A 22,692-nucleotide genomic window follows, 5' to 3' on the forward strand; every position below is an offset into this window, starting at 1 on the left:
CGCATGCAGAATAAAAATTACCAGCAGCAATCGATAGCCGGGAAAAACAGCGTGGAACTAATCGTGGCTCTTTACGATGGCATGGTACGTTTTCTGAACCGCGCCATCGAAGCTACAGAGGCTGGCGATGTGCATGAGCGTCGTATTGCCGTGAAGCGCGTGCTCGATATTCTGATGCACCTGCAGTCGCGGCTGCGAATGGATGTGGGGGGCCCGGCGAAGACTCTGGCGGAGTTCTATGCCGCAGTATTCGCCTTGTGCCTGGAGGGATCGCGGCTTGCTTCAGCCGACCGGTTCCGCGAGGCTATCCGATGCATCTTGAACGTACGTGAAGCATGGCAACAGGTGGCGCGGGAGTCTGAACTGACGGTGCAGCCAGTGCTTCCCCCGGCTCCAAAGCAGGCTGCGCGTGGGATTGTAGCAACGGAATCGTCCACCTGGACGGCTTAGCCCGCTACAGAGAGCTCTTCTTCAAGCAGTTGTTTCTGGAAGAGGTTGGCATAGTGGCCATTGCGCTCGAGTAATTCGTCGTGCGTACCCAGTTCGGAGATACGGCCATCAATCAACACCGCAATTTGATCAGCATGTCGCACAGTCGAAATACGGTGTGAGATGAGGATCGTGGTGCGTCCCTGCATGACATTCTGCAACTCTTCGAGAATGCGCTCCTCCGTGTAGGTATCCACGCTGGCGAGCGAATCATCGAGAATAAGAATACGAGGATCGCGAAGCACCGCTCTGGCCAATGCCGAGCGCTGCTTCTGCCCTCCGGATAGCGTCAAACCGCGTTCACCCACAACTGTTTCGAAGCCGTGAGGGAATTCTTCAAATTCCTTACGGATATGCGCAATCTCCGCAGCGCGTTTTACCTCGTCTTCCGTAGCGTTCCGGCAGCCGAAGGCGATGTTACCGCGGATAGTTTCGCTGAAGAGAAATGTTTCCTGCGGCACGAAGCCGATGTTGGCGCGAAGCACATCGAGCGGATAGTCGGGAAGAGGACGGCAATCGAGCAGGATGCTTCCCGACGGCGCATCGTAGATGCGAGCTATGAGACTAACCAGCGTCGATTTGCCGGAGCCGGTCGGACCTACGACCGCGAGGCTGCTGCCTGCTGGAATCTTCAACGAGACATGATGCAGAACTTCATGCTGCTCATAAGCAAAGTTGAGATTACGAAATTCGATTTCTCCGCGCAGTTTGATATCCGCAGGGATGGATGAATCGGCATCCCGATCGTCGATGGACGGCTCAGCCTTCAGTAATTCGTCGATGCGCGTTACGGACGCAGTTCCGCGCTGGAAGATATTTACGACCCATCCCAACGCGATCACCGGCCAGGTAAGCATCATCATGTAGGTGCTGAAGGCGACGAAATCGCCCACGCTGATACGATGCGAAAGCACCTCATGACCGCCCACGAGCAACGTGATGGCCATCGCCAACCCAAGAATAAATTCGAGCGTCGGCCACAACATGCCCATCAGCTGGACCAGACGCAAGGCTCGGCGAATATATTCCTTGTTCGACTTTTCAAATGCTGCGATCTGGGCTTCTTCCTGCGCAAAGGCACGTACCAGGCGCGCTCCGGAAAAGTTTTCCTGCGCCTGCGCCGAGATATCAGAAAACATCGCCTGGATGCGCTCGAAGCGCTCATGAATCTTGCGCCCCATAGCCTGCACCAGAACGCTCGCAAGCGGGAGAGGCACAAGCGCCACTAATGTCAGGAAAGGGCTGATCTTCAACAGAAAGAACAGCGCACCAACAGAGAAAAGAATCGTGTTGGCGCTATACATAATCGCCGGACCCAGCAGCATCCGAACGGCATTGAGGTCGTTCGTCATGCGAGCCATAATGTCGCCGGTGCGATGCTGCTGATAGTACGCAGCAGCCTGCTTTTCGAGCTGCAGAAAGAGGTCATTGCGAAGATCGAATTCAATCTCGCGGGAAATGCCGATGATGATCCAGCGCGTGAGAAAGAGAAAAACGCCTTTGGCCAGAGAGACGATGACAAGTAGACCTGCATACATCCAGATCTTTCGTTCCGTGACACCCTGGTTCAGGTCGTCGATGGCGATACGAATCACCTGCGGAAAAAAGATCCAGATCAGGTTACTGAGGACAACCGACACGCCTCCCCAGAAAAAGCTGCGCCGATAGCGGCGCATGTAGGGGTAGAGTGGCTGCAGTCGTTTGAACATGTGTTTATCTCTTCTATCTGATTCCTTCACGCATCGAAAGTCGCATCAAGTTGGAGTGCGCAGCAGCAGATAACTGCCCGCAAGTCCGAAAAGCACATCCGGCGACCAGGCTGCAAGAAATGCGGGGAGCATGTTCACGTTTCCCATTGCTTCGAACATGCCATCCACAAACAGGTACGCAATCGCCATCCCGATAGCGATGGCAATGCCGGTCAGCGACCCGCGCCTGCCCATGGAAAGAGCGAAGGGAACCGCCAACACCGCCATGACGAGCGTGATGAGTGGATATGCAATTTTGCGATTAAGTTGAACACGCAAGCCCATGGTATCGAAGCCGCTCTGCCGCATATCGCGGATATACCGCTGCAGTTCATTGAAGCTCATTTCCTGGGACGGGCGTATCTCCTTCTTGAAATACTGCGGCGCTTCTACGATCTCGGGAAAGGTGCTGACTTCAAAATTTCGGTAACTTGTAATCTCGGTTCCGCTGAAGGTTCGCTCCCATCCATGATCGAATATCCAGCGATGAATCTGAGGATCCCAATGCGCTCCGGCGGCGAAGATACGTTTTGAGAGTGAAAAGGTTACCGGATCAAATTCGAAGACAGTGATGTTGGCGAAGCGATCATTGTCCGGATCGAAAAATTCGTAATAAAAGATGCGTCCGGGCTTGCCCTGCTGCTGCATCCCGAACATCCATTTCCGATCCGGCCGCAGATAAGTCTGCGCTGGCCTTCCCTTAATGACGTTATGCAGCGCTTCCTGTTTGCGATTTGCGGAAGGTAGATAAATCTCGTCGAAGACGAAGAGAGAAACGGAAAGAACAGACGCAATCACAAAAATTGGGACGATGATGCGATAAAGGCTGATGCCGGTAGCCTTCATCGCGGTCAGCTCGTTCGTGCGGTTCAACCCGCCAAATACGACCAAAACCGCAATCAATACGCCTAGCGGCGTAATCGCATAGATCATGCCTGGTGTAAGGTTAAAAAGATATTCGCCGACGACGGTGAGCGGAGTCTGATTGCGGATGATGTCGCCCAGAAGCTCAAAAAACGTGAAGACGAGCATGAGCATGACAAATGCCGTCAGCACAAGAACCAGAGTCGAAAGAAATTGGCGAATGACATACTCATCAAGGATGAGCGGAAACCTGCTGCGAACGTATCTCTTGGAGACGTTACGTTCCACCGTTGCAGCAGTCTCCAATGTGCTGGAACTTTTCTTCCACCGAAACCACGAGCTCACCGAAGTAACAGCAGCCAGGGCCGCGCCGCCTGTGGACATTTGACGGAGAAAAAAGACGCCGCAGATGCTGAAGAGAATGTTCGCCATCCATACACCGGCAAACACGGGCAGCTTATCCTGCCGGGCGAGCGCCACACCCATGTTGGAAATGAAGTAGTAGAGGAAGACGAGCAGAATGGTAAGGACAAAACCCGCGCCCTTGCCGCCGCGCTTGGATGATATCCCTAGCGGGACGCCTACCAGCATGAGCACGACGCATGCAGCCGGATACGCATAGCGGCGGTGTAGCTCGATTAGAAACCATCTGCCGCCTGGTCCGTGCGCGCGCCCCAGAAGCTCTTTATTCGACATCGCCTGGATAGGCGCATCGCTGTGGCCCAAACGTGTATCAGACGTAGATGTCGTCTCCAGCGGGAGATCCGTCTGTGCAAAGGTTGATACATCGTACTGGTCCGGCTGATCAGAAGCAGTCTGGTGCTGCGTCCCATTTCGCAGCCGCATGATGAGCGTCTGGTTATCTGTGCTGGCGACGGTAGCTCCTTCAGCTGTCGTCACCTTTGGCGATACTGGATCGGTCAGGTCGGCCAGGAAAACATCCTGCCAGCGCGCCGCGCCCGTTCCGGCACGAACGTTCTCCACATAGAGCACGACGTTCTTCAGGTCTTCGTAGAAGACGCGCGGCTGTATTTCATAAGTTGCCTGCGTATTCTGAAGCTGGTCTTTAATTCTGAGAAGTTCAGCAGACGCCCTGGGCGCAAAATACAGGGTATTCGCAATGCCGGCACTCAGAGCCATGATTACGAAAATCGACACAATCCCAACAAACCGCCAGACACCCATTCCAGAGGCGCGCATGGCCGTAATTTCGCTGTCCGCCGCCAGCCGGCTCAATCCAAGCAGAATCCCGACGAGCACAGCCATCGGTATGACGACGGTGAACATGTTCGGCAACATCAGCAGAAAAATTTCTGCTACAGCGCTGCTTGACGTGCTGTTCCGAACCGCAATCTCCAACAGCGGTCCCAGTTCTTTCATGAAAAGGACAAAGGTAAAGAGCGCGCCGCCCAATAGTGCGTGCGTGAGCACTTCTTTCAGAATGTAGCGGGTCAAAATGCGCACAAATAACGTCCCGCTACCAGTTTACAGGCTCTAGCGGGAATGCTTGTAAACAAGATCGAGCAGTTCGTCGTACATAGCCTCGGCGCTCTCGGAGCCCTTCTTGATGGCATCGGTGGCACAGTGCTGCAGATGATTGCGCATCAGGTGGCGGCTGGTGCCTCGCAGAGCTTCCTGCACCGAGGAAATCTGGACCAGGATGTCGGCACAATAGCGCTCCTGCTCTACCATTTTCTCCAGCCCGCGAATCTGCCCGGCAATCCGCGCCAGCCGCCGCAGCGTGGCCGCTTTGATCTCCGGATCGACACTGGCAGCCTTGCGTTCATCTCCGCAGGCACAGTTCACCGCTGTCATTTTTTTTGCGCTCATATTTTCGAACTCCGCAGTCTCAGGCTATTACTCAGCACGCTAACTGAACTTAAGGCCATCGCGGCGCTGGCGATCACCGGACTCAAGAAGATTCCAAGCACCGGATATAAGGCTCCCGCAGCTACAGGAATCCCGACAACGTTATAGCCGAGTGCCCAGCCCAGATTTTGACGCATCACGTGCACCGTCTGACGCGCAAGCCGAATCGCGTCCACGATTTGCTGCGGCTCGCCGCGCAGCAGGATCGCGTCACCAGCTTCCCGTGCGAGATCCGTGCCTGTGCCGATAGCCAGTCCCGCATCGGCCTGCGCAAGCGCCGCCGCATCGTTGATGCCGTCCCCGACCATTGCCACCTTCCGGCCTTCCGACTGCAACTCACGAATTGCAGCAAGCTTTGCTTCGGGTAGCAATTCCGCTTTCACTTGATCGATTCCCGCTGCCTGAGCAATGTGTTGTGCAGCCTGCATATTGTCGCCGGTAAGTATCATCGTCTTCACGCCAAGAGCGTGAAGCTCATGCATCGCTTCTTTTGCGCCGGAACGTAGAGCATCCTCGGCTTCCAGATGGCCGCAATATTTACCGTCCACGGCAATATGCAGAATTGTGGCCGTCGCATTTGAATTGATCGTAGAAGGCAGCGCGATGCCCAAATCGAGCATCAAGGCCGCATTTCCAGCTGCAACCGAATGCCGATCGACCACACCGGTAATGCCTTTGCCGGGTATCGCACGCAGTTCGCTTGCCGTGGAGAGAGCGATGCCATCACTCAGTGCCTTCTGCAACACGGCATGAGCCAAAGGGTGTTCCGACTGGCGCTCCAGAGATGCGGCGATGGAAAGCACCTCTGTGGCACTCCACTCGCTGGCGGGCACTACGGTCGTAATCTGAGGCTTGCCGGTAGTGAGCGTACCTGTTTTGTCCAGAACGACTGTATCCACATGCGCTAAACACTCAACACTTTCGCCGCCTTTGAAGAGAATGCCCATCCGCGCTCCGCGTCCGATGGCGACAGTGAGAGCCGCCGGGACAGCGAGTCCCATTGCGCATGGGCACGCAATGACCAGCACGGTGACAGCCACGGCAAAAGCTCGACTGACGCCCTCTGCCGGATCGAGCCATACCCACAAAACAAATGTCAGCACTGCCAGCGCTAGTACGATCGGCACGAAAATGGCGCTCACTCGATCCGCCAATTGCTGCATCGGAGCCTTCGCACTCTGTGCGTCTTCCATAAGGCGCAGCATCTGTCCTAATACACTGTCCGCGCCAATGGATGTTGCCCGGTACGTGAGCGCGCCATCGTAATTCACCGATCCGCCAATGAGTCTGTCACCTGGATTTCTCGGCACCGGCCTCGCTTCCCCCGTCACCAGAGATTCATCGACGCTGCTTGTGCCCGTTACGACCACGCCGTCTACGGGAATACGCTCGCCGGGACGCACCAGAACGGTATCGCCCGACTGGACGGAGGCGAGCGGAATCTCGACTTCGCTGCTATCTCGCAGAACACGCGCAGTCTCCGGCTGCATCTTTGCAAAAGCCTCAAGCGCATCGAGCGTCCTGTGTTTTGCGCGCGCCTCCAGCCATTTGCCCAGGAGCAGGAAGCCGAGAATCAGCAAAATCGATTCGTAGTAGAGCTCTGGCCGCAGACCATGCCGTGTGAACACCTGCGGATCGATCGTCGCGGCGGCGGAATAGAGAAAAGCCGAGATCGTACCCAGGGAAACCAGCGTGTTCATGTTGCTTGTTCCATGCCTTGCTGCTTTAAACGCACCACGGTAGATCGGCCACCCCGCCCAGAACATGCCGATGAGCGTCATCAAAAGCAGCGTGTAAGCAAGTACGAAGTGTGGAATCTGGTAGAGCCACGGAAAAATGCTCATCATCACGCGGTCGAACGCGCTGCCGCGGCCATGCATAAGGGGCATCGATAAAAGCATTGCCACCCCTCCGCCAGCGACAGTCGCAAAGGCCCTTGTCTTCAACGTGCCTGCATCGCTGGCATCGTTGTGATCATGCATGGGAGCGGCATCTTCGGCTGGCAAAGCAGCGTCATATCCCGCTTCTCGCACCGCGTCAATGAGCTCTTCAGGCTGCGCGATTGCGGGATCGAACGTAATGCGCGCCCGGTGATTCATGAGATTTACTTGAGCAGCGCTTACACCCGGAGTTTCTCGTAATGCACGCTCCACATGGACCTGGCACGCGGCACAACTCATCCCCGTTACCGGCAGCGTGATTGTTTTGGAGTCGTTGGCCATTTATTCCTCCACGTGTGCGGAGAAGCCAGCTTTGGCGATCGAAACAAGGAGCGCTGGCGTGGATCCGGCATCGAGAACTTCCATGCGCGCCGCGCCGATACGGACTTCCTGTACCTCGGCACCCTCTACTCTCTGCAGCGCCTGCGTGACACGGCGCACGCACGCTCCACAGTGCATCCCATCAATTCTCAGCGTAATTGCGCTCATGGATATACCCCCTACCCCTATTATGCGCCTACTGCAATAAAAGATGCAATTTTGCGGGGCAGATTATGATCTACGGGACAAAACGGTAACCCACGCCGCGAACAGTCTTCAGATACGTAGGGTTGGTAGGATCATCTTCAATATAGCGCCGCAGCCGGACGACGAAGTTGTCGATTGCGCGGGTATCCGTGTCCTCGCGTACGCGCCAAACCTGCTCCAACAGCTCTTTGCGGGAGATGATGCGCCCCTGGTTTCGTACCAGGTAACGAAGAAAGTCAGCCTCCATCAGCGTGAGGTGCACGCGTTTTTCCGGCCCAGTCAATTCGAGCGATTCGAAATCAATACAGCGCCCGCCAAATTCAAATTTCGAAACCTCATCAGGTCTCTGCTCAGTTGGCGCGACAGGCGCGTGCCATGCCATCCGTCGCAGCAATCCATGCAGCCTCGCCATAAGAATAGAGAGATCGAAGGGCTTCGCCAGATAGTCATCCGCGCCCGCAGCAAAGCCTTTCAGTACATCTTCAGGTCGCCCACGCGCCGTCAACATGAGAATCGGAACAAAATTTTGCTGTTCACGTAACTCAGTTGCAACCGCAAAGCCGTCTTTTCCCGGAAGCATCACATCCAGCAATACAGCGTCAAACGCTGCCCCATTTGCCGATAAAGCAGAAAGAGCGCTCTCTCCGTCGCCTGCAATCTCAACATCAAAGCCTTCGGCCTGCAGATTGAAAAATAGTCCCTGCGCTAGATGAGTCTCATCTTCGACTATAAGAATGCGGGTTGACTTTGATGACATGGATCCTCAGTTCAGCTGTGTCTGCGCTGTTTTCGTAAGAAGGCGCGGCAACTGTAAGCGAATCGTAGTGCCCCGGCCTTCTCCGGCGCTCTGTGCAATGGCGTCGCCACCATGTTGGCGCGCAATGGTGCGAACAAGAAAGAGCCCCAGGCCTGTTCCCTTGGTCTTCAGCACGTTGCGGTGCGGTACGCGATAAAAGCGTTTGAAGATTCGCTTCAAGTGTGCGGGAGGTATCCCGATGCCTTCGTCGGAAACACTCAACACAATCCACGCATCGCTGTCGATCTTAAGAGAAATACGCACTTGCAGGCCGTCTGGAGAATACTTCACGGCATTGCCCAGAATATTTTCTATCGCTGTCTGCAAATCATCAGGATTACCACGCACCAGCAGCGGTGCCGCACCGGAATCGTCCTCAAGTTGAATGGTCTCCGGCGCCAGATGGTGTCGCAGCCGGGTCGTTTCGATACATTGCCGCACCAGCAGGCGCATGTCGACTTCAGTCTGGATTCGGTTGCGCGCGCTTTGGCCAACCTCACCTGCCTTCAGCACCTGTTCGACAGTCGCGATCAGCCGGTCACTATCGGCCAGCATAATTTCATAAAACTGCTGCCGCTGTTCTTCGCTTAGGGCTCGACGCTGAAGTGTTTCTAGGTAAAGGCGGATCGAGGCAATCGGCGTCTTCAGTTCGTGTGTAACGGCATTCAGAAAACTGTCGTGACGCTCGTTGCGGCGCACCTCGCGCACCAGAAAGATCGTGTTCAGCACCAGCCCCGCGATCAGCAGCATGAAGAAGGGAATGCCGACCACCATCGGCCACACACGCCGCCAGTTCAGAATGATCCACCCAACGTTGAGCGTAATGGCAACACCCACCATGCACACGCCAAGTGTGACGAAGAGGATCATGGCCGGTCTGCGTTGCGTAATGCGCATGACGATAAAGTGAAATGCCCGCTCAGACTATTGAGAGCGGGCAAATTTCAGGTTTGAACTCTATTTTATGCTGCGCCGGCAGGCCGGGGATCCTGGGGATCGTACTGGGCGATCTTGATGTCGCGCGCAAGGCCAAGCTGTTTCAATACCCAGATACCGTAGTAGTTGGGATCGAACTCATACCACTTCAGTCCATGCCGCGCCGATACCGGATGCGCGTGATGGTTATTGTGCCAGCCTTCTCCGCCGGTCAATAGCGCTACCCACCAGTTGTTGCGCGACTCATCGCGGGTAGGAAAGCGTCGCGATCCCCACATGTGCGTCGCTGAGTTTACCAGCCAGGTGGAATGTAACCCGAGCGTAACGCGCAGGAAGATGCCCCATAAAACCCACTTCCAACCGCCTATTGCGAGCAACCCGAGACCCACCAGAGTCAGTGGAACCCAGTGGTATTTGCTAAGCCAGACATGGAAACGATCTTTCGTAAGATCAGGAGCATAACGCCCCAACATCACCGTCTGCGCATGCAGCGATTCGCCGCTAAGAATCCAACCCAGATGTGCCCACCATCCGCCTTCAGTCGGAGTGTGCGGGTCGCCAGTCTTGTCGCTGAGTTGATGATGAACACGGTGCGTTGCCACCCAGAATATCGGGCCGCCCTCAAGCGAAAGCGTGCCGCATACGGCCAGAAAATACTCGATCCATTTCGGCGTTTTGTAGCCGCGATGCGTCAGCAGCCGGTGGTATCCCATGCCAATGCCCATGTTGATGGCGAAGATGTAGAGAACCACGGCAGTCAGAAAAGCGCCCCATGAGAAAAAGAAGAGCGCGGCTATCGCGCCGATGTGGAAGGCCACCATGAAGACGGCGGTAATCCAGCTCGTCTTGCCGCCCTGCGCTGCACGGCCTAGTGTAGGGACGTCGGGCTTCGGGACATAACGCTGAGGGGCTTTCCCGGCCTCGGCTTGGAGCGGTTCTTCCAGCAATTCAACGGGCATTGGGATGGAGTATCCTTCTCGGAAAAATGTTCCTGTTTCAACCGTACCAGTGCCCTGAATGGCCGCCTGTAAGACTTTTGTAATGTTGAAATGATAAAGTTTCGGCTTATCGACATGAACCGCATATTCGCTCTCACTCCTTTGGTCATCTCGATCTTTTCCTCGGGCGCCACGGCCGTTTCGCAGACCCTCCCGCTGCCGACCAGTAAAAAAATCATTGAGCCTGTACCTGGTTCGCCGCAGCGATTAAACAGCCTGCCCATGGCGATGGCCTGGTCGCCGGATCATCGCTATTTGGCGCTCGTAAATGCCGGTTTCGGCACGGTCGAGTCGAAGTACCAGCAATCCCTCGCCATTCTCGATACGCAGACGGGAAACCTTGCCGATTTTCCCGACGCGCGAACCGATGTAGGCGCGCCCCAGACGCTCTACAACGGAGTGGCCTTCAGTTCTGACGGGTCCCATGTGTATGCCAGCATGGATTCGCTTTCGCAGCCGGAAGGCGGCGATGAGCGACATACCGGCAATGCCATTGTCGTTTATCGATTCACTGGCAGCGCGCTTTCGCCCGAGCGCCTTATCCCCATCCCGCTGCAAAAGCTCGCGGCTGGCCATACGCAGAACCATCTCAACAAGGCCGTCCCTGACGGCATGGCGATTACGGCACCGGCCGGGCTGGCCATCATTGCTGGTAAAGGCGGTAACGATCAGATATTGGTCGCTGATGAATTCTCCGACGATGTGTTGCTGATCGATGCTTCCACCGGCAAGACAATCACGCGTTTCGATCTGGCTACAAATCCCACAGTGCCCTCGCAGTATCCAATCGCCGTAACCGTCAGTCGCGACAATCGCCGCGCCTTCGTTGCACTGTGGAATGGCTCAGCCGTAGCCGAGCTCGATCTCTCATCAGGCAAAGTCGCGCAGACCTTACCACTTTTGCCGCCCGACCTTCCAACCTCGCCAGGCTCGCATCCAACAGCGTTCGTCTTCAGCCATGATGAGAAGATGCTTTACGTCCCGCTGGCGAATCGCGATGCCGTCGCTGCTGTCCATCTGAATGGTGCGCGCATGCAGTTGGCTGGAATCTTCAACGCCCAGCTGCCCGGCCAGCGCTACTTTGGCGCCATGCCGGATGCGGTTGCGCTCTCAGCAGATGACAGCACTCTTTATGCCGCCAACTCCGGTTCCGATGCGGTCGCTGTCTTTTCGACACACAACCTAAAGCCCAAATCCGCAGCGCAGCCCACCGGCTTCATTCCCACCGAGTGGTATCCGACAGCGCTGGCAATGAAGGGAAACACCCTTTACGTAGCTACTGCTAAAGGCAAGGGCACCGGCCCCAATGCCGATCCGCAACCGCAACCCGCAAATCCTTCGGCGAACCAATCGCAGCGCATGCGTCGTCCGCACACTTATATAGGCACGCTGTTGCATGGCTCGCTGGCCACTGTTGATCTGGCAACAGCGCAGCGTGAGCTGCCGCAACTCACTTCAGAAGTAGTGGCAAGCAACATGATGCAGGCCGCGGCTCAGCATATCCAGTTTCAGAGCGGTGCGAACCCCATCCATCATGTGATCTACATCATCAAAGAGAATCGCACCTACGATCAGATATTTGGTGACCTCGGCGCTGGTAACGGCGATCCGTCCCTCACCATGTATGGGCGCAGCATTACGCCAAACCTGCATAAACTGGCGCTGCAATTCGGAGTGCTCGATAACTTTTATGACTCGGGCGAGGTTTCAGGTGACGGTCATGTCTGGTCGAATGCCGCCATCAGCAGCGATTACACAGAAAAGACCTGGCAGCAATCGTATCGGGGAAATGCGCGCGTCTACGATTTTGAAGGTGTCGTCGAGCACGGATATCCGCTGACGGAAGGCATTCCCGACATCAACGAGCCAGCCAGCAGTTACATCTGGACAAATCTCGCACGTCACGGCAAGACCCTCTACCACTTTGGCGAGTACATAGCGACCACGTTTTGTGGCGAAGCCGCTGAAGCTCCGATCGAAAAGTCACCTCTTGCAGGCACTCCTGAGCCAGCGCCGAAGCATTGCAAAGTAGCTGCCATCCAAAAAGGACAGCCGATTCCCACCAATTACGGCGGCGGAGTCAGCCCCTATCCCTGGGCAATTCCTCTCATCTCCGAAAATGTAGCGACCAAGCCTGAATTGAAAGGGCACTTCGATCCGTTGTTCCCGGACTTCAACCTGAAATTCCCCGACCAGCTTCGAGTGGAGGAATTCCTTACGCATTTTCGCAGTTGGGAGGCTGATCGCCAGCAAGGCCACGACACCATGCCGCAGTTCGTTATGCTGCGATTAGCAAACGACCACACAGCCGGCACCACACCCGGCTCCCCAACCCCGCAGGCTTCCGTCTCGGATAATGATCTCGCCGTAGGTCGAGCAGTCGAAGCCATCTCGCATAGTAAATTCTGGGATGACACTGCCTTCTTTATTCTTGAAGATGACGCGCAGGACGGCGCCGATCACGTGGATGCGCATCGCAGCATCGCTCTGGTCGTCAGCAAGTATTCGCCGAAGTCAGCCCAGCCGACAGTGGACTCGACCTTCTGTACGACCGTTAGCTTTCTGCACACCATGGAAGACCTGCTCGGCCTTCCTCCGATGAATAACAATGACGCTTTCTCTCCACTCATCGCTTCGCTTTTCGCCGGAAGTGGCGATCAGCCGGTGTATGACGCGGACTACACCAATCGAGACAACGGGTTAATTTATACCGCCAATACGCCGAAATCTCCGGGCGCAAAGGAATCGAGCAAGATGGATTTCACGCACGAAGATCGCGCCGATGCGCGTAAGCTGAACGTCATTTTATGGCGCGAAGCCATGGGCGATAAGCCCGTTCCCTGGATGGTGTTGCATCCTCATGGGTCGCACAAAGATGATGACGACGACTAAGGCTTAACGGTGCACGGAGACAGGACTGCGGGCGAAGTGGATAAATTCAGGGATTAGACAACTGATTGGTGAGCCTGGGGTAGTGACAGGAGCCTCAGGCCATTCCGGTGTAATCGGTGTCGGATGACCCGTCAGATACGGAGGGGATAGGTTGCCGGGAGTTGAAAATGTGAGCGCAGTTGCGTCCGGCGACCTTGGCATTGGCTAATGCGCGTTCAGCCTCGCGAAGGACGATCAATGGCGAACGTCCTCGGCTGCTGGCGATGCCGATACTTGCGGTCACACTGAAAACATCACGGTGAATGTGGTACGGCTTTTCCAGAATCCAGCCCTGCAGCCTCTCTGCCATGGCTTCCGCCTGTTCAGCTGTGCAACCTGGTAATCCGATGAGAAATTCGTCCTCGCCGCACCGTCCCAGAATGTCGTAACTCCGCAAATATCGCTTTAGCCGTTGGGAAAATTCACGCAAAACGGCATCTCCCGTACCGTAGCCGAATTCGATATTGATCTCAGAGAACTTATCGAGATCGATCATCATCAGCGTCAGCGGTGTGCGCATACGCTGGACACGGTCCGTTTCCTGGAAAAGAAGGCGCATCATCGCTTCCCGGTTCAGCAAGCCGGTCAGAGTGTCATGGGAAGCATAAAAGCGCACCGCGTCCATTTGCGACTGGAGTTCGTGGTAAAGATGACGGACTCTTTCTGCGGCACGCAGGCGAATCAGCAGCTCTGTTTCGTTGATAGGTTTCAGCAGAAAGTCATCCACCCCGGCGCCGGTCGCCATCTCGATCTTGTCCGGGTCGGGAGTGCCGCTCATCAGCATCAGCCAAAGCGCATCCTGCCGTGCCCGTCGCCGCGTCTCGGAGATGACCTCGAAGCCCTTCATCGACGGCAAATCATAGTCAAGAATCGCCATCGCCGGGGCATCCGGGCCGTTCAGACGTTTGAATGCGGCCACGCCATCGCCTAACACTTCTACCTTGTAATTCCACCGCTCCAGCAGGACGCGCAAGGACGAGGCCGTCGCCGGGTGAGCGTCTGCCAGCAGAATAGTTATGGGTTTTTCCAGCAACACGGGCATTGAAAGACGCTCCCTCATACGTTATCGGGGATTCGCGGAATTTATTTAGGGTGAGGATCGGATCAAATTCGCAAAAATTTTCTCGAAATCAAAAAAAGTTGTTGCAATTTTCCCAAAACAGGTAAAAACTACGCGCATACGTACAATCGGAAAAGCCTAACGGGCGTATACTAAAAACAATCAATAGCAAGGCGTAATCCAGAGAGCCACGTGAGAATTACGGAACTCGCGGGTATCTTAGGAAAATGCTCCCAGTAAACCCTCTAGACACTGGAGTGAGCTATGGCTTTCGCAGTAACGACCACGCACGCTATACCGCAGAAGTTACTTCCTGCCCGGATTCAGATCTCGCGTAACCGGTTGACGATTTGCGTCCATTGCTTCCAGGTTATCGGACGCGCAAAGACTCCGGCCGAGACCCGACTGTTGGAAGCGCAGCATGTCTGTAAGGAAAAACTGGACGATCAACGTCCGGCAGCAGCCCTCCCCTTCAACTAAAAGGCCAATTTTTGTTAAAAAACCGCGCCAATTTGGCGCGGTTTTTGCGTGTTTAAGGGCGATTTTTTGCTCAATAATCGACGTGCATTCGCACGCTTGGCACCCAAACCGGGCCACGATCGCGGTTATACCCGGGATTGTCGATATGACTCAGCCCAAGGGCGAAGAAGAGGCCGCTTTTCACATGCCAGTTGTAGTAGCTCTCGACAATGTTTTCCCGTCCGTAGTCAAGTCGGCCATCGCCCAGCAGGAAGCCTAAACCCCCATATTTCAGATAGTTCTGATGGTCCTGCTTGATCGCGTTGGACACGAATGCGACGCCGATTTTGTCGTTCTGCCGATGCCAGTCCGTGCCGCGAAGGTCTCCGCCTACGGTTACACTCTGATCGACCTCGGTGTAGGCAAAGGATTCGTGCTGGCCTTCGTTCCAGCCAAAGCGGCTGAAAATACGCAAATTTTGTGTGATTTCCTGCTCGTTATTCCACCCAAAACCGTACTTTACGGCGCCAAAATGCTCGTGTTTTGTGATCTCTGGAGTGGCGTCTGTGCCGTCAAGATAGGCATCGACTGCTTCCCGGTACGTTCCCATATGGGCGTGATTCACGTAACTCAGAATGCGGGTGGTGCCTTTGCGGCCGGGAAGAAGCGAGTGCCGAAGCTCGAACTCCATGTTTTGGCCGCTGGCTCGCGAAAATGCCCAGTCGAGGTCGATACCGTTGGCGACGGTTGGCATGGCGGCAAGACCATAGCGGGCGCTCCAGTTCCGGTCGTCGTATTCCGCTGTTGCCGCGACGGTATAGCCGCGGGTGTCTGCGGCATAGTCCCATGCGCCATTATTGTCGATGGTCCAGTTGGTGAATTGCAGGTGACTGTCACTGCCGATGGAATTGATGTCGAAGACATCAGGCATGCTCATCTTGCCGATGCGGAACTCCAACCGGCGCACTGGAACCTTGCTGGCAAGGGATAGGAAGCTGCGATCGGAATCCGTGGTCTCGTCGGTGAAGCCGATGGTCTGGTGAATCTCGCCGCGAGCCAGATACGGTGTAGAGCCGAGGTTCGGATTGCGTACGACATCGAGATTGGTGAAGCCGGCCAGACCAAGCGCCTGGCTGAGCCCGCGTCCGCCCGTACTCTCCACATCGACAATAAAATCCGTGTTGTAGCGCGTGTTGCGATGAGGCTGGTAGCCGAGAAAAAGTGTACCGACGAGCGATGTCTTGTATTCGCCAGCCCCGTGGAAGCTGTTCTGGCCCTGATAGGGCGAATGAAATGAAGGATGAGCCTGAAAAATGATGTTGCTCTGACCGGATATCCACCATTGCGTCGTATCGCTGTGCGGAAAGACCGTATTATCGGGTTCCTTTTGTGCTTCTGCATTCTGGCGCGCCGCTGCGTCGGCTCCGGAAATGGGCAGAACGAGTTGTGGCGTGGGCGCCGAAGGAAGGAGCGCAGGAGATTGCGCGCTCGCGTAAGGCGAGCAGAGCGTCAGGCAAAGGATGGCTGTCAACTTGCGCAAAACTTCTCCAGCTGAAGGAATGGATGAAAGGTATCAGAGCTAAATTTTGACCTGCGACTGTTGCAGGAGCGTTACAGAAAAGATGCGTACAACGGCTCTTAGGATGTTGTATCATACCCCCCTAGGATATGCTGAGGAAAAATCATGTGCGCTGTTGACCGGGTGGATCGGGAGAAGCAGAAGCTTGTAGCCCGCATAAGACGCATTCGTGGACAAGTCGATGCGATCGAGCGATCGCTGACAAACGGTGATGATTGCGCGGATGTACTGATGCTGCTGGCGAATGTGCGCGGCGGTATCAACAGCCTGATGGGAGAGGTGATGGAGGACCATATTCGCCTGCACATGCTGACGGAAAAGAGTGCGCATCCGCCTACGGAGCTGGCCGAGGATCTGATCGATCTGATCCGGGCCTATTTGAAGTGAACATAATCACGCGGATTTTTCCAGATTGCGGTCGAGTTGAAGCGGACTTGTTAATGGGTACGCTTAAGCGGGGTGATGGCTTGAGGTATCCGATAAATTGTGATGCTGCCAGCCTCGTTGTCTGCCGTGATTAGATCGTTTTTGCCCTTTCCAATCAGATCGGCGATGACCACCGACCCCCAGCCGCTCGGTGCCGCCTGAGAAGTCTCGGCAAATTGTCCGCGATCCTGATTCTCAAATGTGAGCAAATTCCTGCTGGATGCGCATAGAACCGCGATATCGTGAAGTCCATTTCCTTCGAGATCGCCAGCGGCGACGCTGGCTGCGCCTCGGCAACCTGTCAGGTGGAGAGGTGAGGTCGGCATGGGCCGAAAACCGCCCTTTCCATCGCCGAGCAGGACCGTGACGGCGATCTGCGCATCGTTGGCCACGTCGCGGTCATAGGGAATGACGATGAGATCGGGATTGCCGTCATGGTTGATGTCGTCGATAGTGACCTGCCAGGGCTTTGCTCCTGCGGGGAAGGGCGAACCCGCGGCAGGATGAAGTCCCCCTTTTCCGTCTCCCAAAAGAATGGAAACGGTATCGTCGTCCAGATTCGTGGTGACGACGTCGGGATTGCCGTCATGATTAAAGTCGGCGGAACGTAAACGCTCATAAGGCCGCCGGCCGACAGCAAAGAATTTACCGGGCGTGCGAAGGCTCCCGCTGCCATCGCCAAGAAGAAGCTCGATCTGATTATCCGCCCAACTATCAGTGACGACATCGGGAATGCCGTCTCCATTGAAGTCAGCCACCGCGATCCCGTGCGGGTGCGGATTGGAGTGGACATTGACCGGCGAACCTGAAGCGGGATGAAATGCACCCTTGCCGTCACCCAGGAGAATCGTTAGATATGGCGATTGCGTGTTGACGATGACCAGATCCGGATTCCCGTCTCGATTCATATCGGCGATCACAATGTCGTTTGGCAGATGACCGGCTTGAAACGGCGAGCCGGGGGCGGGGTGGAAACTATCATTTCCGTCGTTAAGAAGCACGGTCACGGTGCCGTCTTCATTCCCAACGACGATATCTGGTCTGCCGTCGTGATTTAAGTCTCCTATAGCAATGCACTTTGGGCTTTTGCCTGTCGGGTAGGAGAACACGCGTCGCGGAACAGGGGACGCAGCGGAATAGAGAAAGAACGCGAAGAGCAGGAAACGTGGCAGGATCATGCGCGGCTCCTCCCGAATACTATGACGGTGCCGAACGATAGATTAGTTGATTAGCGTATGTGGAAACGGACTCGCTTCAACTAGTGACGCAGGGATTCTATGGCCTGCGTGAGCGTGACTGACAGGTTTTCCTGCTGCGTATCGCTCAGTTTGCGACCAGAGGATGTGAGGTAGAAAACGTCAATGGCAACCTCACCTTCGGTATCGATCAACGCAACTTCGATGTTGCACTGGGCTTCGGCGAAGGTACGGGCAAGCTCGCGCAAAAGACCGGGAGTATCCTGCGCGACGACTTGCACGAGCGTGCTGTGGGATGAAGACGTGTTGTCGAAAGCGATGCGTGTTTCCACATGCACTTTGGCATGATTGCGACGGTTGGCGTGGCTGCGGGCGCGCAGGAGCGACTCGATCGGAACATGTCGAGAAATGACATCGCGAATGTTCTTGAGGAAGCGATCAACTTCGGTGGGATTCAGCTCAAGAGTCTGAAACGGATCAGTGAACTGGAAGGTGTCGAGAATGAGGCCGGCGGCGTTTGAGAAAGCGTCGGCCTTGACGATGTTCATGCCCCAGGCGGAAAGAATTCCGGCCATATCGGCAAAGAGCATAGGACGATCCGCCGTGATGAGCGTGATCTCGCTCAGCTGGCGCACGGTGCGGAAGGCGAGCTGAGCAGGCTCGACGGAAAGATCGAGAGCCATCTTGAAGTGATTGCGAATCTGCTCGGGCAGCCGCGTCTGCAGGTAACGTTGCGGCAGCCCTTCGAGGAAAGATTTCAGCTCTTCACTGCGGTCGGGCGTGAGAGCGACGATGCGGTTCAACAGACCTGTATCGGATTCAACGTGATAACGCTCTTCATCAACGCTACGGTCGAGGAAGTTCGATGTTGCGATGTAAAGCTGCCAAAGGTTCTCAGCTTTCCACGGTGTAAGCGCCTCTGGTGCAACCGCTTTGATATCGGCATACGTCAGCAGACAGAGCATCTTGAGCTGCGCGTGGCTGCCTACTTTTTCCCCGAAGGCGCGTATGCTTTCAGGATCAAAAATATCGCGACGCAGTGCAGCTGACATTTCCAGGTGATTGCGAATGATGCGGCGTACGGTCTCGCGCTCTTCGGGGTCGAATTCGAGCCGGGCAAAGAGGCTTTCCGCCAACTCGACGCTCTGCGCGCAGTGGTCTCCGGCGCGTCGCGCTTTACCCGTGTCATGCATGAGCAAAGCCAGCAGGAAGAGATCGAGACGGTCGATCTCCGGCAGTAGTGTGGCGAAACGCTTCTCCCATTCCTGTGCCGGCTGGCGCAATGCGTGTACGTTGTCGATCACCAGAAAGGTGTGCTCGTCTACCGTGTAGCGATGATAAGAGTCGCGGATAACGAGTGCGTCGATGCCGTGGAATTCGGGAATGACGAGTTCGAGAACGCCTAAAGCATGCATGGTGCGCAGTGCATGTGCGGCATGCGGACCGATAAGAATGTCGCGCAGGCAATTCCACAGGAACGGGCCTTCGGGCATTTGCACGGCGAGTACAGGCAGAGCTTCGGCGATGCGGTCTTCGGCGTTCTGGCTGAGCTTGTAGCCGTGGGCAGCGACCATGCCGAAGATTCGCAGGACGCTGTCGGCATCGCTGACGGTGGAGGATTCATCGAGATCGAGGCGGCCCTGTTCCAGGAAAAAATCTGTACCGGGAACCGGCGTGCGCTTACGTCGAAACTGCTTATAAAACGAGCGGCGCGCAGGCGGCACATCGTCCATCAGCAGGGAAGTGCGGCGGAAGATGGTGCGTGCATGCCGGTAATAGGTACGCATCCAGTACGCGGGATCGGCTGAGCCGCGGGTCTCGAGGCCGATGCTCTGCTCGGCGGCTTCATCCTGCGCATGCCAATCGAGGGTGTTGTCGTCGCGTCCGCAGCGGTAGTGGAGGAAACATCGTGCAGCGGCGAGAAAGTCGAATGCTGTTTCGAGGTCGTTATGAACGGTGAAGAAGGAATTGGTCGTGGTTTTTGGCCAGGTCTTCTGCGCCTGCAGAGAGAACAGCAGGTTGAGCCACTGGGAGAGATGATAATCGCGCAGGCCGCCGGGACATTCCTTGATATTTGGTTCAAGGTGAAAAATGGTATTGCCATATTTTGAGTGCCGTGCACGCGCCATTTCGGCCAGATTTTGCACAATCGTATTCCATTCGCGCAGGGCGAGTGCGGGAAGCAGCTCATTTTCCAGACGGCGGTAGAGCGCATAGTCGCCGCATAGATAGCGGCGGTCGAGGAGCGAGACGATAAATTCGAGATTGTCAGGGTCTACGCGATCGATCTCTTTATAGATGCGGGTCGTCGGACTCGCGCGCAGACCGATGTCCCACATGGATTGCGTGCAGGTGCGAATGAGGTCGTGACAATCCCGCTCTGCTCTCTCGGTGGCGCATACAAAAAGCACGTCGATGTCGGAGTGAGGAAAGAGCTCCTTGCGTCCGAAGCCTCCCGTCGCAATGAGAGCAATATTGGCCGCCTCCGATTGATCCTCCAGGAGCGCCGTCCACAACTGACGGAGAATTTTATCGACCAGAGTGGAGCGGCGACGAATGGACGCTGAGCCGTCGCCGGAGCGCTCGAAGGTAAGGCGCAGGTCGGCTGATTCTTTTTGATACAGGTCCCGCATTCGCGGGAGAGATAGCGGCTCAGGCGTCATGCGGCTTCAAAGTGTAGTTCGTGGTTGCGAAATCACTGTCGTGATTTCTGTCTACGTATTCTGCGAAAGGACGGGTACCGAGTGTTACAGGGCCGAAGGGCCGCGTTCGTCATTGCGAATGCGGATTGCCTCATCGATTTTCGAGAGAAAAATTTTGCCGTCGCCGATTTTGCCGCTGCGCGCCGAGGAAAGAATCGCCTGCACAGCTTTTTCGACCAGTTCGTCGGGAACGACCATTTCAATCTTGATTTTTGGCAAGAGGTCAACGGTATATTCGCGCCCGCGATAGAACTCGGTGTGACCCTTCTGGCGACCGTGGCCACGTGCTTCCAGGATCGTCATGCCTTCAATTCCAACTTCGAGCAGGGCATCTTTGACTGCATCGAGCTTCGACGGCTGAATTACTGCTTCAATCTTCTGCATAGTGTCGTCTCAAGTGTTTCAGGGTAACAGGTTATGCCACGTTAAGAGGCGAAATCATAACCTTCTTCGCCGTGCTGCGTGAGATCGAGTCCTTCGACTTCATCCTCGCGCGAAACACGCAGGCCGACCGTAAGGTCTACAAGCTTTAAAAGGATCAAAGTGCCGACGATGGAGATGATCCAGGCAAGTGCGATGCCGACAAGTTGATTGAGCACCTGATGCCAGTTACCGTCGACGGCTCCGGATGGCAGCGCGTTGCCCTGGGCGTCTTTGAAGATGGGGTTGATGGCACTGGAGGCGAAGACCCCGGTGAGCACAGCTCCAAGAGTTCCGCCGGCACCATGGACGCCGAAGGCGTCGAGCGAGTCGTCATATCCAAACCAGTTCTTGACCTTGATGACCATGAAGTAGCAGAAGATGCCGGAGAGCAGTCCGATGACGATGGCCGACATCGGTTTCACGAAGCCGGCTGCTGGAGTGATGGCGACGAGTCCCGCGACTGCTCCGGAGATGCCACCCAGAGCGCTGGGCTTGCCGTTGCGGATCCATTCGGCGAGCATCCAGCTGAGGGCGGCGCCCGCGGCTCCAAAGTGCGTATTCACGAATGCGCTGGTGGCCAGAGGTCCAGAGCTGAGCGCGCTGCCTGCGTTGAATCCGAACCAGCCCACCCAGAGAAGGCAGGCTCCGATGAAGCTGAGCACAACCGAGTGCGGCGGCATAGCTTCTTTGGGGTAGCCGACACGCTTTCCGAGATAAAGGGCGCAGACCAGAGCCGAGACGCCTGATGTGACGTGAACGACCGTGCCGCCTGCGAAATCAAGGGTAGGAAAGCGACCGCCCAGGGAGGCGTTCAGCAGGCCGCCCTTGCCCCAGACCATATGCGCCATAGGCGAGTACACCAAGATCGACCAGAGAATGAGAAAGAGGGCCATCGCGCTGAATTTCATGCGCTCGGCAAAGGCTCCGGTAATGAGGGCGGGGGTGATGATCGCAAACATCAGCTGATAGATCATGAAGGTCTGGATCGGGATGGTTGCGGAGTAATCCGAATCCGGGGTGAGGCCGACGCCGCGCAGAAAGATGTGGTGCAGGCCGCCGATGAAGCTGGTGCCGGAGTCGAACGCCAGGCTGTAGGTGATGAGCGCCCAGAGTATGGTGATGATGGCCATCATGGCGAAGCTCTGCATCATGGTTCCGAGCACATTTTTCTTGCGCACGAGACCGCCGTAAAAGAGGGCCAGGCCGGGACCGGTCATCATCAACACCAGAGCTGAGCTGACGAGCATCCAGGCATTGTCGGCAGAAGACTGGGCAGCGGTGACCTGGGTCTGGAGTTTGGCGAGCTGGTCGGCAGTAGATGCGCCTGCGGGCGTTTGCGAGAAGGCTGGGAAAAGACTGCCACTACATAAAGCCAATACCAAAAGCAGCTTCACAATGCGAGAGTACATATCACTCCATCCGGCTTGTTTGAAATAGACCAGTTCCCGCCGATATTGCACCGGGAGATTAGAACCTTTGTGTGCGAACGATAAGCAAAAGCGAGGCACGTGGATAGCGCGCTGTGCCACGAAATTTTTCTGAATGTGTTGCAGTTACTTTTACATATTTCATGAAAATCGCAAACTGCATTTTTTAACGAATTGTGAAGAAGCGGTTTTCGCGCCGTCGTAGGGAGCAAGACGGTAAAAAGTGGCTCCGTTTCCTGTAAATAAGAGAAAGCGGAGGTATAGTAGTAGACATGAGTGAATTGGCGCGTGACCGGTATCTGTTCGGATCGTTGGAAAGCA

The 22,692-nt window shown here is 55.7% G+C and carries 18 protein-coding genes; 4 read left to right on the forward strand and 14 right to left on the reverse strand.

The genetic code is table 11. The features are described from left to right. Positions 1-3 precede the first annotated feature (3 nt). The gene (gene fliS, locus GSQ86_RS02795; protein WP_158748442.1) at positions 4-450 is read left to right on the forward strand and encodes a flagellar export chaperone FliS; all 447 of its coding nucleotides are present in this window, start codon (positions 4-6) and stop codon (positions 448-450) included. Here fliS and GSQ86_RS02800 read toward each other — a convergent pair. From GSQ86_RS02800 to GSQ86_RS02835, 8 genes are all read right to left on the reverse strand, one after another. Further along, positions 447-2,198 (reverse strand): ABC transporter ATP-binding protein, encoded by a 1,752-nt coding sequence (locus GSQ86_RS02800; protein ID WP_158748443.1) that lies wholly within the window; start codon positions 2,196-2,198, stop codon positions 447-449. The genes fliS and GSQ86_RS02800 overlap by 4 nt on opposite strands. A 45-nt stretch (positions 2,199-2,243) precedes the next feature. Continuing rightward, positions 2,244-4,565 (reverse strand): LptF/LptG family permease, encoded by a 2,322-nt coding sequence (locus GSQ86_RS02805; RefSeq protein WP_158748444.1) that lies wholly within the window; start codon positions 4,563-4,565, stop codon positions 2,244-2,246. A gap of 30 nt (positions 4,566-4,595) precedes the next feature. Then, positions 4,596-4,931 carry a metal-sensitive transcriptional regulator gene (locus GSQ86_RS02810; protein ID WP_158748445.1) on the reverse strand — a complete coding sequence of 112 codons (336 nt, stop codon included), beginning with the start codon at positions 4,929-4,931 and terminating at the stop codon, positions 4,596-4,598. Next, a complete protein-coding gene (locus GSQ86_RS02815) occupies positions 4,928-7,192 on the reverse strand; it encodes a cation-translocating P-type ATPase (protein ID WP_158748446.1) in 2,265 nt (754 codons plus the stop codon). Before GSQ86_RS02815 ends, GSQ86_RS02810 begins: the two co-directional genes overlap by 4 nt. Then, a complete protein-coding gene (locus GSQ86_RS02820; protein ID WP_158748447.1) occupies positions 7,193-7,399 on the reverse strand; it encodes a heavy-metal-associated domain-containing protein in 207 nt (68 codons plus the stop codon). 70 nt (positions 7,400-7,469) lie between these two features. Then, a complete protein-coding gene (locus GSQ86_RS02825; RefSeq protein ID WP_158748448.1) occupies positions 7,470-8,195 on the reverse strand; it encodes a response regulator transcription factor in 726 nt (241 codons plus the stop codon). A 6-nt stretch (positions 8,196-8,201) separates the two neighbouring features. Continuing rightward, positions 8,202-9,104 (reverse strand): cell wall metabolism sensor histidine kinase WalK, encoded by a 903-nt coding sequence (locus GSQ86_RS02830; protein ID WP_254062097.1) that lies wholly within the window; start codon positions 9,102-9,104, stop codon positions 8,202-8,204. 92 nt (positions 9,105-9,196) lie between these two features. Further along, positions 9,197-9,991 (reverse strand): fatty acid desaturase, encoded by a 795-nt coding sequence (locus tag GSQ86_RS02835; RefSeq protein WP_254062101.1) that lies wholly within the window; start codon positions 9,989-9,991, stop codon positions 9,197-9,199. Between the two features lie 228 nt (positions 9,992-10,219). Here GSQ86_RS02835 and GSQ86_RS02840 point away from each other — a divergent pair, with 228 nt between their 5' ends. Then, complete coding sequence (locus tag GSQ86_RS02840) at positions 10,220-13,060, forward strand: bifunctional YncE family protein/alkaline phosphatase family protein (protein WP_254062098.1); 2,841 nt, start codon at positions 10,220-10,222, stop codon at positions 13,058-13,060. Positions 13,061-13,154: 94 nt separating this feature from the next. Here GSQ86_RS02840 and GSQ86_RS02845 read toward each other — a convergent pair whose 3' ends face one another. After that, a complete protein-coding gene (locus GSQ86_RS02845) occupies positions 13,155-14,141 on the reverse strand; it encodes a diguanylate cyclase domain-containing protein (protein ID WP_158748452.1) in 987 nt (328 codons plus the stop codon). A 282-nt stretch (positions 14,142-14,423) separates the two neighbouring features. Between GSQ86_RS02845 and GSQ86_RS02850 the strand changes: the two genes are divergently transcribed. Further along, positions 14,424-14,639 carry a hypothetical protein gene (locus GSQ86_RS02850; protein WP_158748453.1) on the forward strand — a complete coding sequence of 72 codons (216 nt, stop codon included), beginning with the start codon at positions 14,424-14,426 and terminating at the stop codon, positions 14,637-14,639. Between the two features lie 70 nt (positions 14,640-14,709). Here GSQ86_RS02850 and GSQ86_RS02855 read toward each other — a convergent pair whose 3' ends face one another. After that, positions 14,710-16,158: a carbohydrate porin gene (locus GSQ86_RS02855; RefSeq protein ID WP_158748454.1), complete on the reverse strand. Its 1,449-nt coding sequence runs from the start codon at positions 16,156-16,158 to the stop codon at positions 14,710-14,712. Between the two features lie 144 nt (positions 16,159-16,302). Between GSQ86_RS02855 and GSQ86_RS02860 the strand changes: the two genes are divergently transcribed. After that, positions 16,303-16,584 (forward strand): metal/formaldehyde-sensitive transcriptional repressor, encoded by a 282-nt coding sequence (locus GSQ86_RS02860; RefSeq protein WP_158748455.1) that lies wholly within the window; start codon positions 16,303-16,305, stop codon positions 16,582-16,584. Between the two features lie 50 nt (positions 16,585-16,634). Here the strand turns inward: GSQ86_RS02860 and GSQ86_RS02865 are convergent, their stop codons facing one another. From GSQ86_RS02865 to GSQ86_RS02880, 4 genes are all read right to left on the reverse strand, one after another. Continuing rightward, the gene (locus GSQ86_RS02865) at positions 16,635-17,801 is read right to left on the reverse strand and encodes a VCBS repeat-containing protein (protein ID WP_158748456.1); all 1,167 of its coding nucleotides are present in this window, start codon (positions 17,799-17,801) and stop codon (positions 16,635-16,637) included. Positions 17,802-17,881: 80 nt separating this feature from the next. Next, positions 17,882-20,482 (reverse strand): ACT domain-containing protein, encoded by a 2,601-nt coding sequence (locus GSQ86_RS02870; protein WP_158748457.1) that lies wholly within the window; start codon positions 20,480-20,482, stop codon positions 17,882-17,884. Between the two features lie 84 nt (positions 20,483-20,566). Next, positions 20,567-20,905, reverse strand: coding sequence for a P-II family nitrogen regulator (locus GSQ86_RS02875; protein WP_158748458.1), 339 nt, complete (start codon positions 20,903-20,905; stop codon positions 20,567-20,569). 41 nt (positions 20,906-20,946) lie between these two features. Then, positions 20,947-22,353, reverse strand: coding sequence for an ammonium transporter (locus tag GSQ86_RS02880; protein ID WP_158748459.1), 1,407 nt, complete (start codon positions 22,351-22,353; stop codon positions 20,947-20,949). Positions 22,354-22,692: the final 339 nt, after the last annotated feature.

This window comes from Acidobacterium sp. S8 (assembly GCF_009765985.1).
Taxonomy (GTDB): Bacteria; Acidobacteriota; Terriglobia; order Terriglobales; family Acidobacteriaceae; genus Alloacidobacterium.

Coding starts and splice junctions, on each gene's coding strand:
- GSQ86_RS02800 (WP_158748443.1), bottom strand. CDS start 2,198: ATGTTCAAACGACTGCAGCCACTCTACCCCTACATGCGCCGCTATCGG.
- GSQ86_RS02875 (WP_158748458.1), bottom strand. CDS start 20,905: ATGCAGAAGATTGAAGCAGTAATTCAGCCGTCGAAGCTCGATGCAGTC.
- GSQ86_RS02835 (WP_254062101.1), bottom strand. CDS start 9,991: ATGGTGGCCTTCCACATCGGCGCGATAGCCGCGCTCTTCTTTTTCTCA.
- GSQ86_RS02880 (WP_158748459.1), bottom strand. CDS start 22,353: ATGTACTCTCGCATTGTGAAGCTGCTTTTGGTATTGGCTTTATGTAGT.
- GSQ86_RS02830 (WP_254062097.1), bottom strand. CDS start 9,104: ATGATCCTCTTCGTCACACTTGGCGTGTGCATGGTGGGTGTTGCCATT.
- GSQ86_RS02820 (WP_158748447.1), bottom strand. CDS start 7,399: ATGAGCGCAATTACGCTGAGAATTGATGGGATGCACTGTGGAGCGTGC.
- GSQ86_RS02865 (WP_158748456.1), bottom strand. CDS start 17,801: ATGATCCTGCCACGTTTCCTGCTCTTCGCGTTCTTTCTCTATTCCGCT.
- GSQ86_RS02860 (WP_158748455.1), top strand. CDS start 16,303: ATGTGCGCTGTTGACCGGGTGGATCGGGAGAAGCAGAAGCTTGTAGCC.
- fliS (WP_158748442.1), top strand. CDS start 4: ATGCAGAATAAAAATTACCAGCAGCAATCGATAGCCGGGAAAAACAGC.
- GSQ86_RS02840 (WP_254062098.1), top strand. CDS start 10,220: ATGATAAAGTTTCGGCTTATCGACATGAACCGCATATTCGCTCTCACT.
- GSQ86_RS02815 (WP_158748446.1), bottom strand. CDS start 7,192: ATGGCCAACGACTCCAAAACAATCACGCTGCCGGTAACGGGGATGAGT.
- GSQ86_RS02870 (WP_158748457.1), bottom strand. CDS start 20,482: ATGACGCCTGAGCCGCTATCTCTCCCGCGAATGCGGGACCTGTATCAA.
- GSQ86_RS02850 (WP_158748453.1), top strand. CDS start 14,424: ATGGCTTTCGCAGTAACGACCACGCACGCTATACCGCAGAAGTTACTT.
- GSQ86_RS02825 (WP_158748448.1), bottom strand. CDS start 8,195: ATGTCATCAAAGTCAACCCGCATTCTTATAGTCGAAGATGAGACTCAT.
- GSQ86_RS02810 (WP_158748445.1), bottom strand. CDS start 4,931: ATGAGCGCAAAAAAAATGACAGCGGTGAACTGTGCCTGCGGAGATGAA.
- GSQ86_RS02845 (WP_158748452.1), bottom strand. CDS start 14,141: ATGCCCGTGTTGCTGGAAAAACCCATAACTATTCTGCTGGCAGACGCT.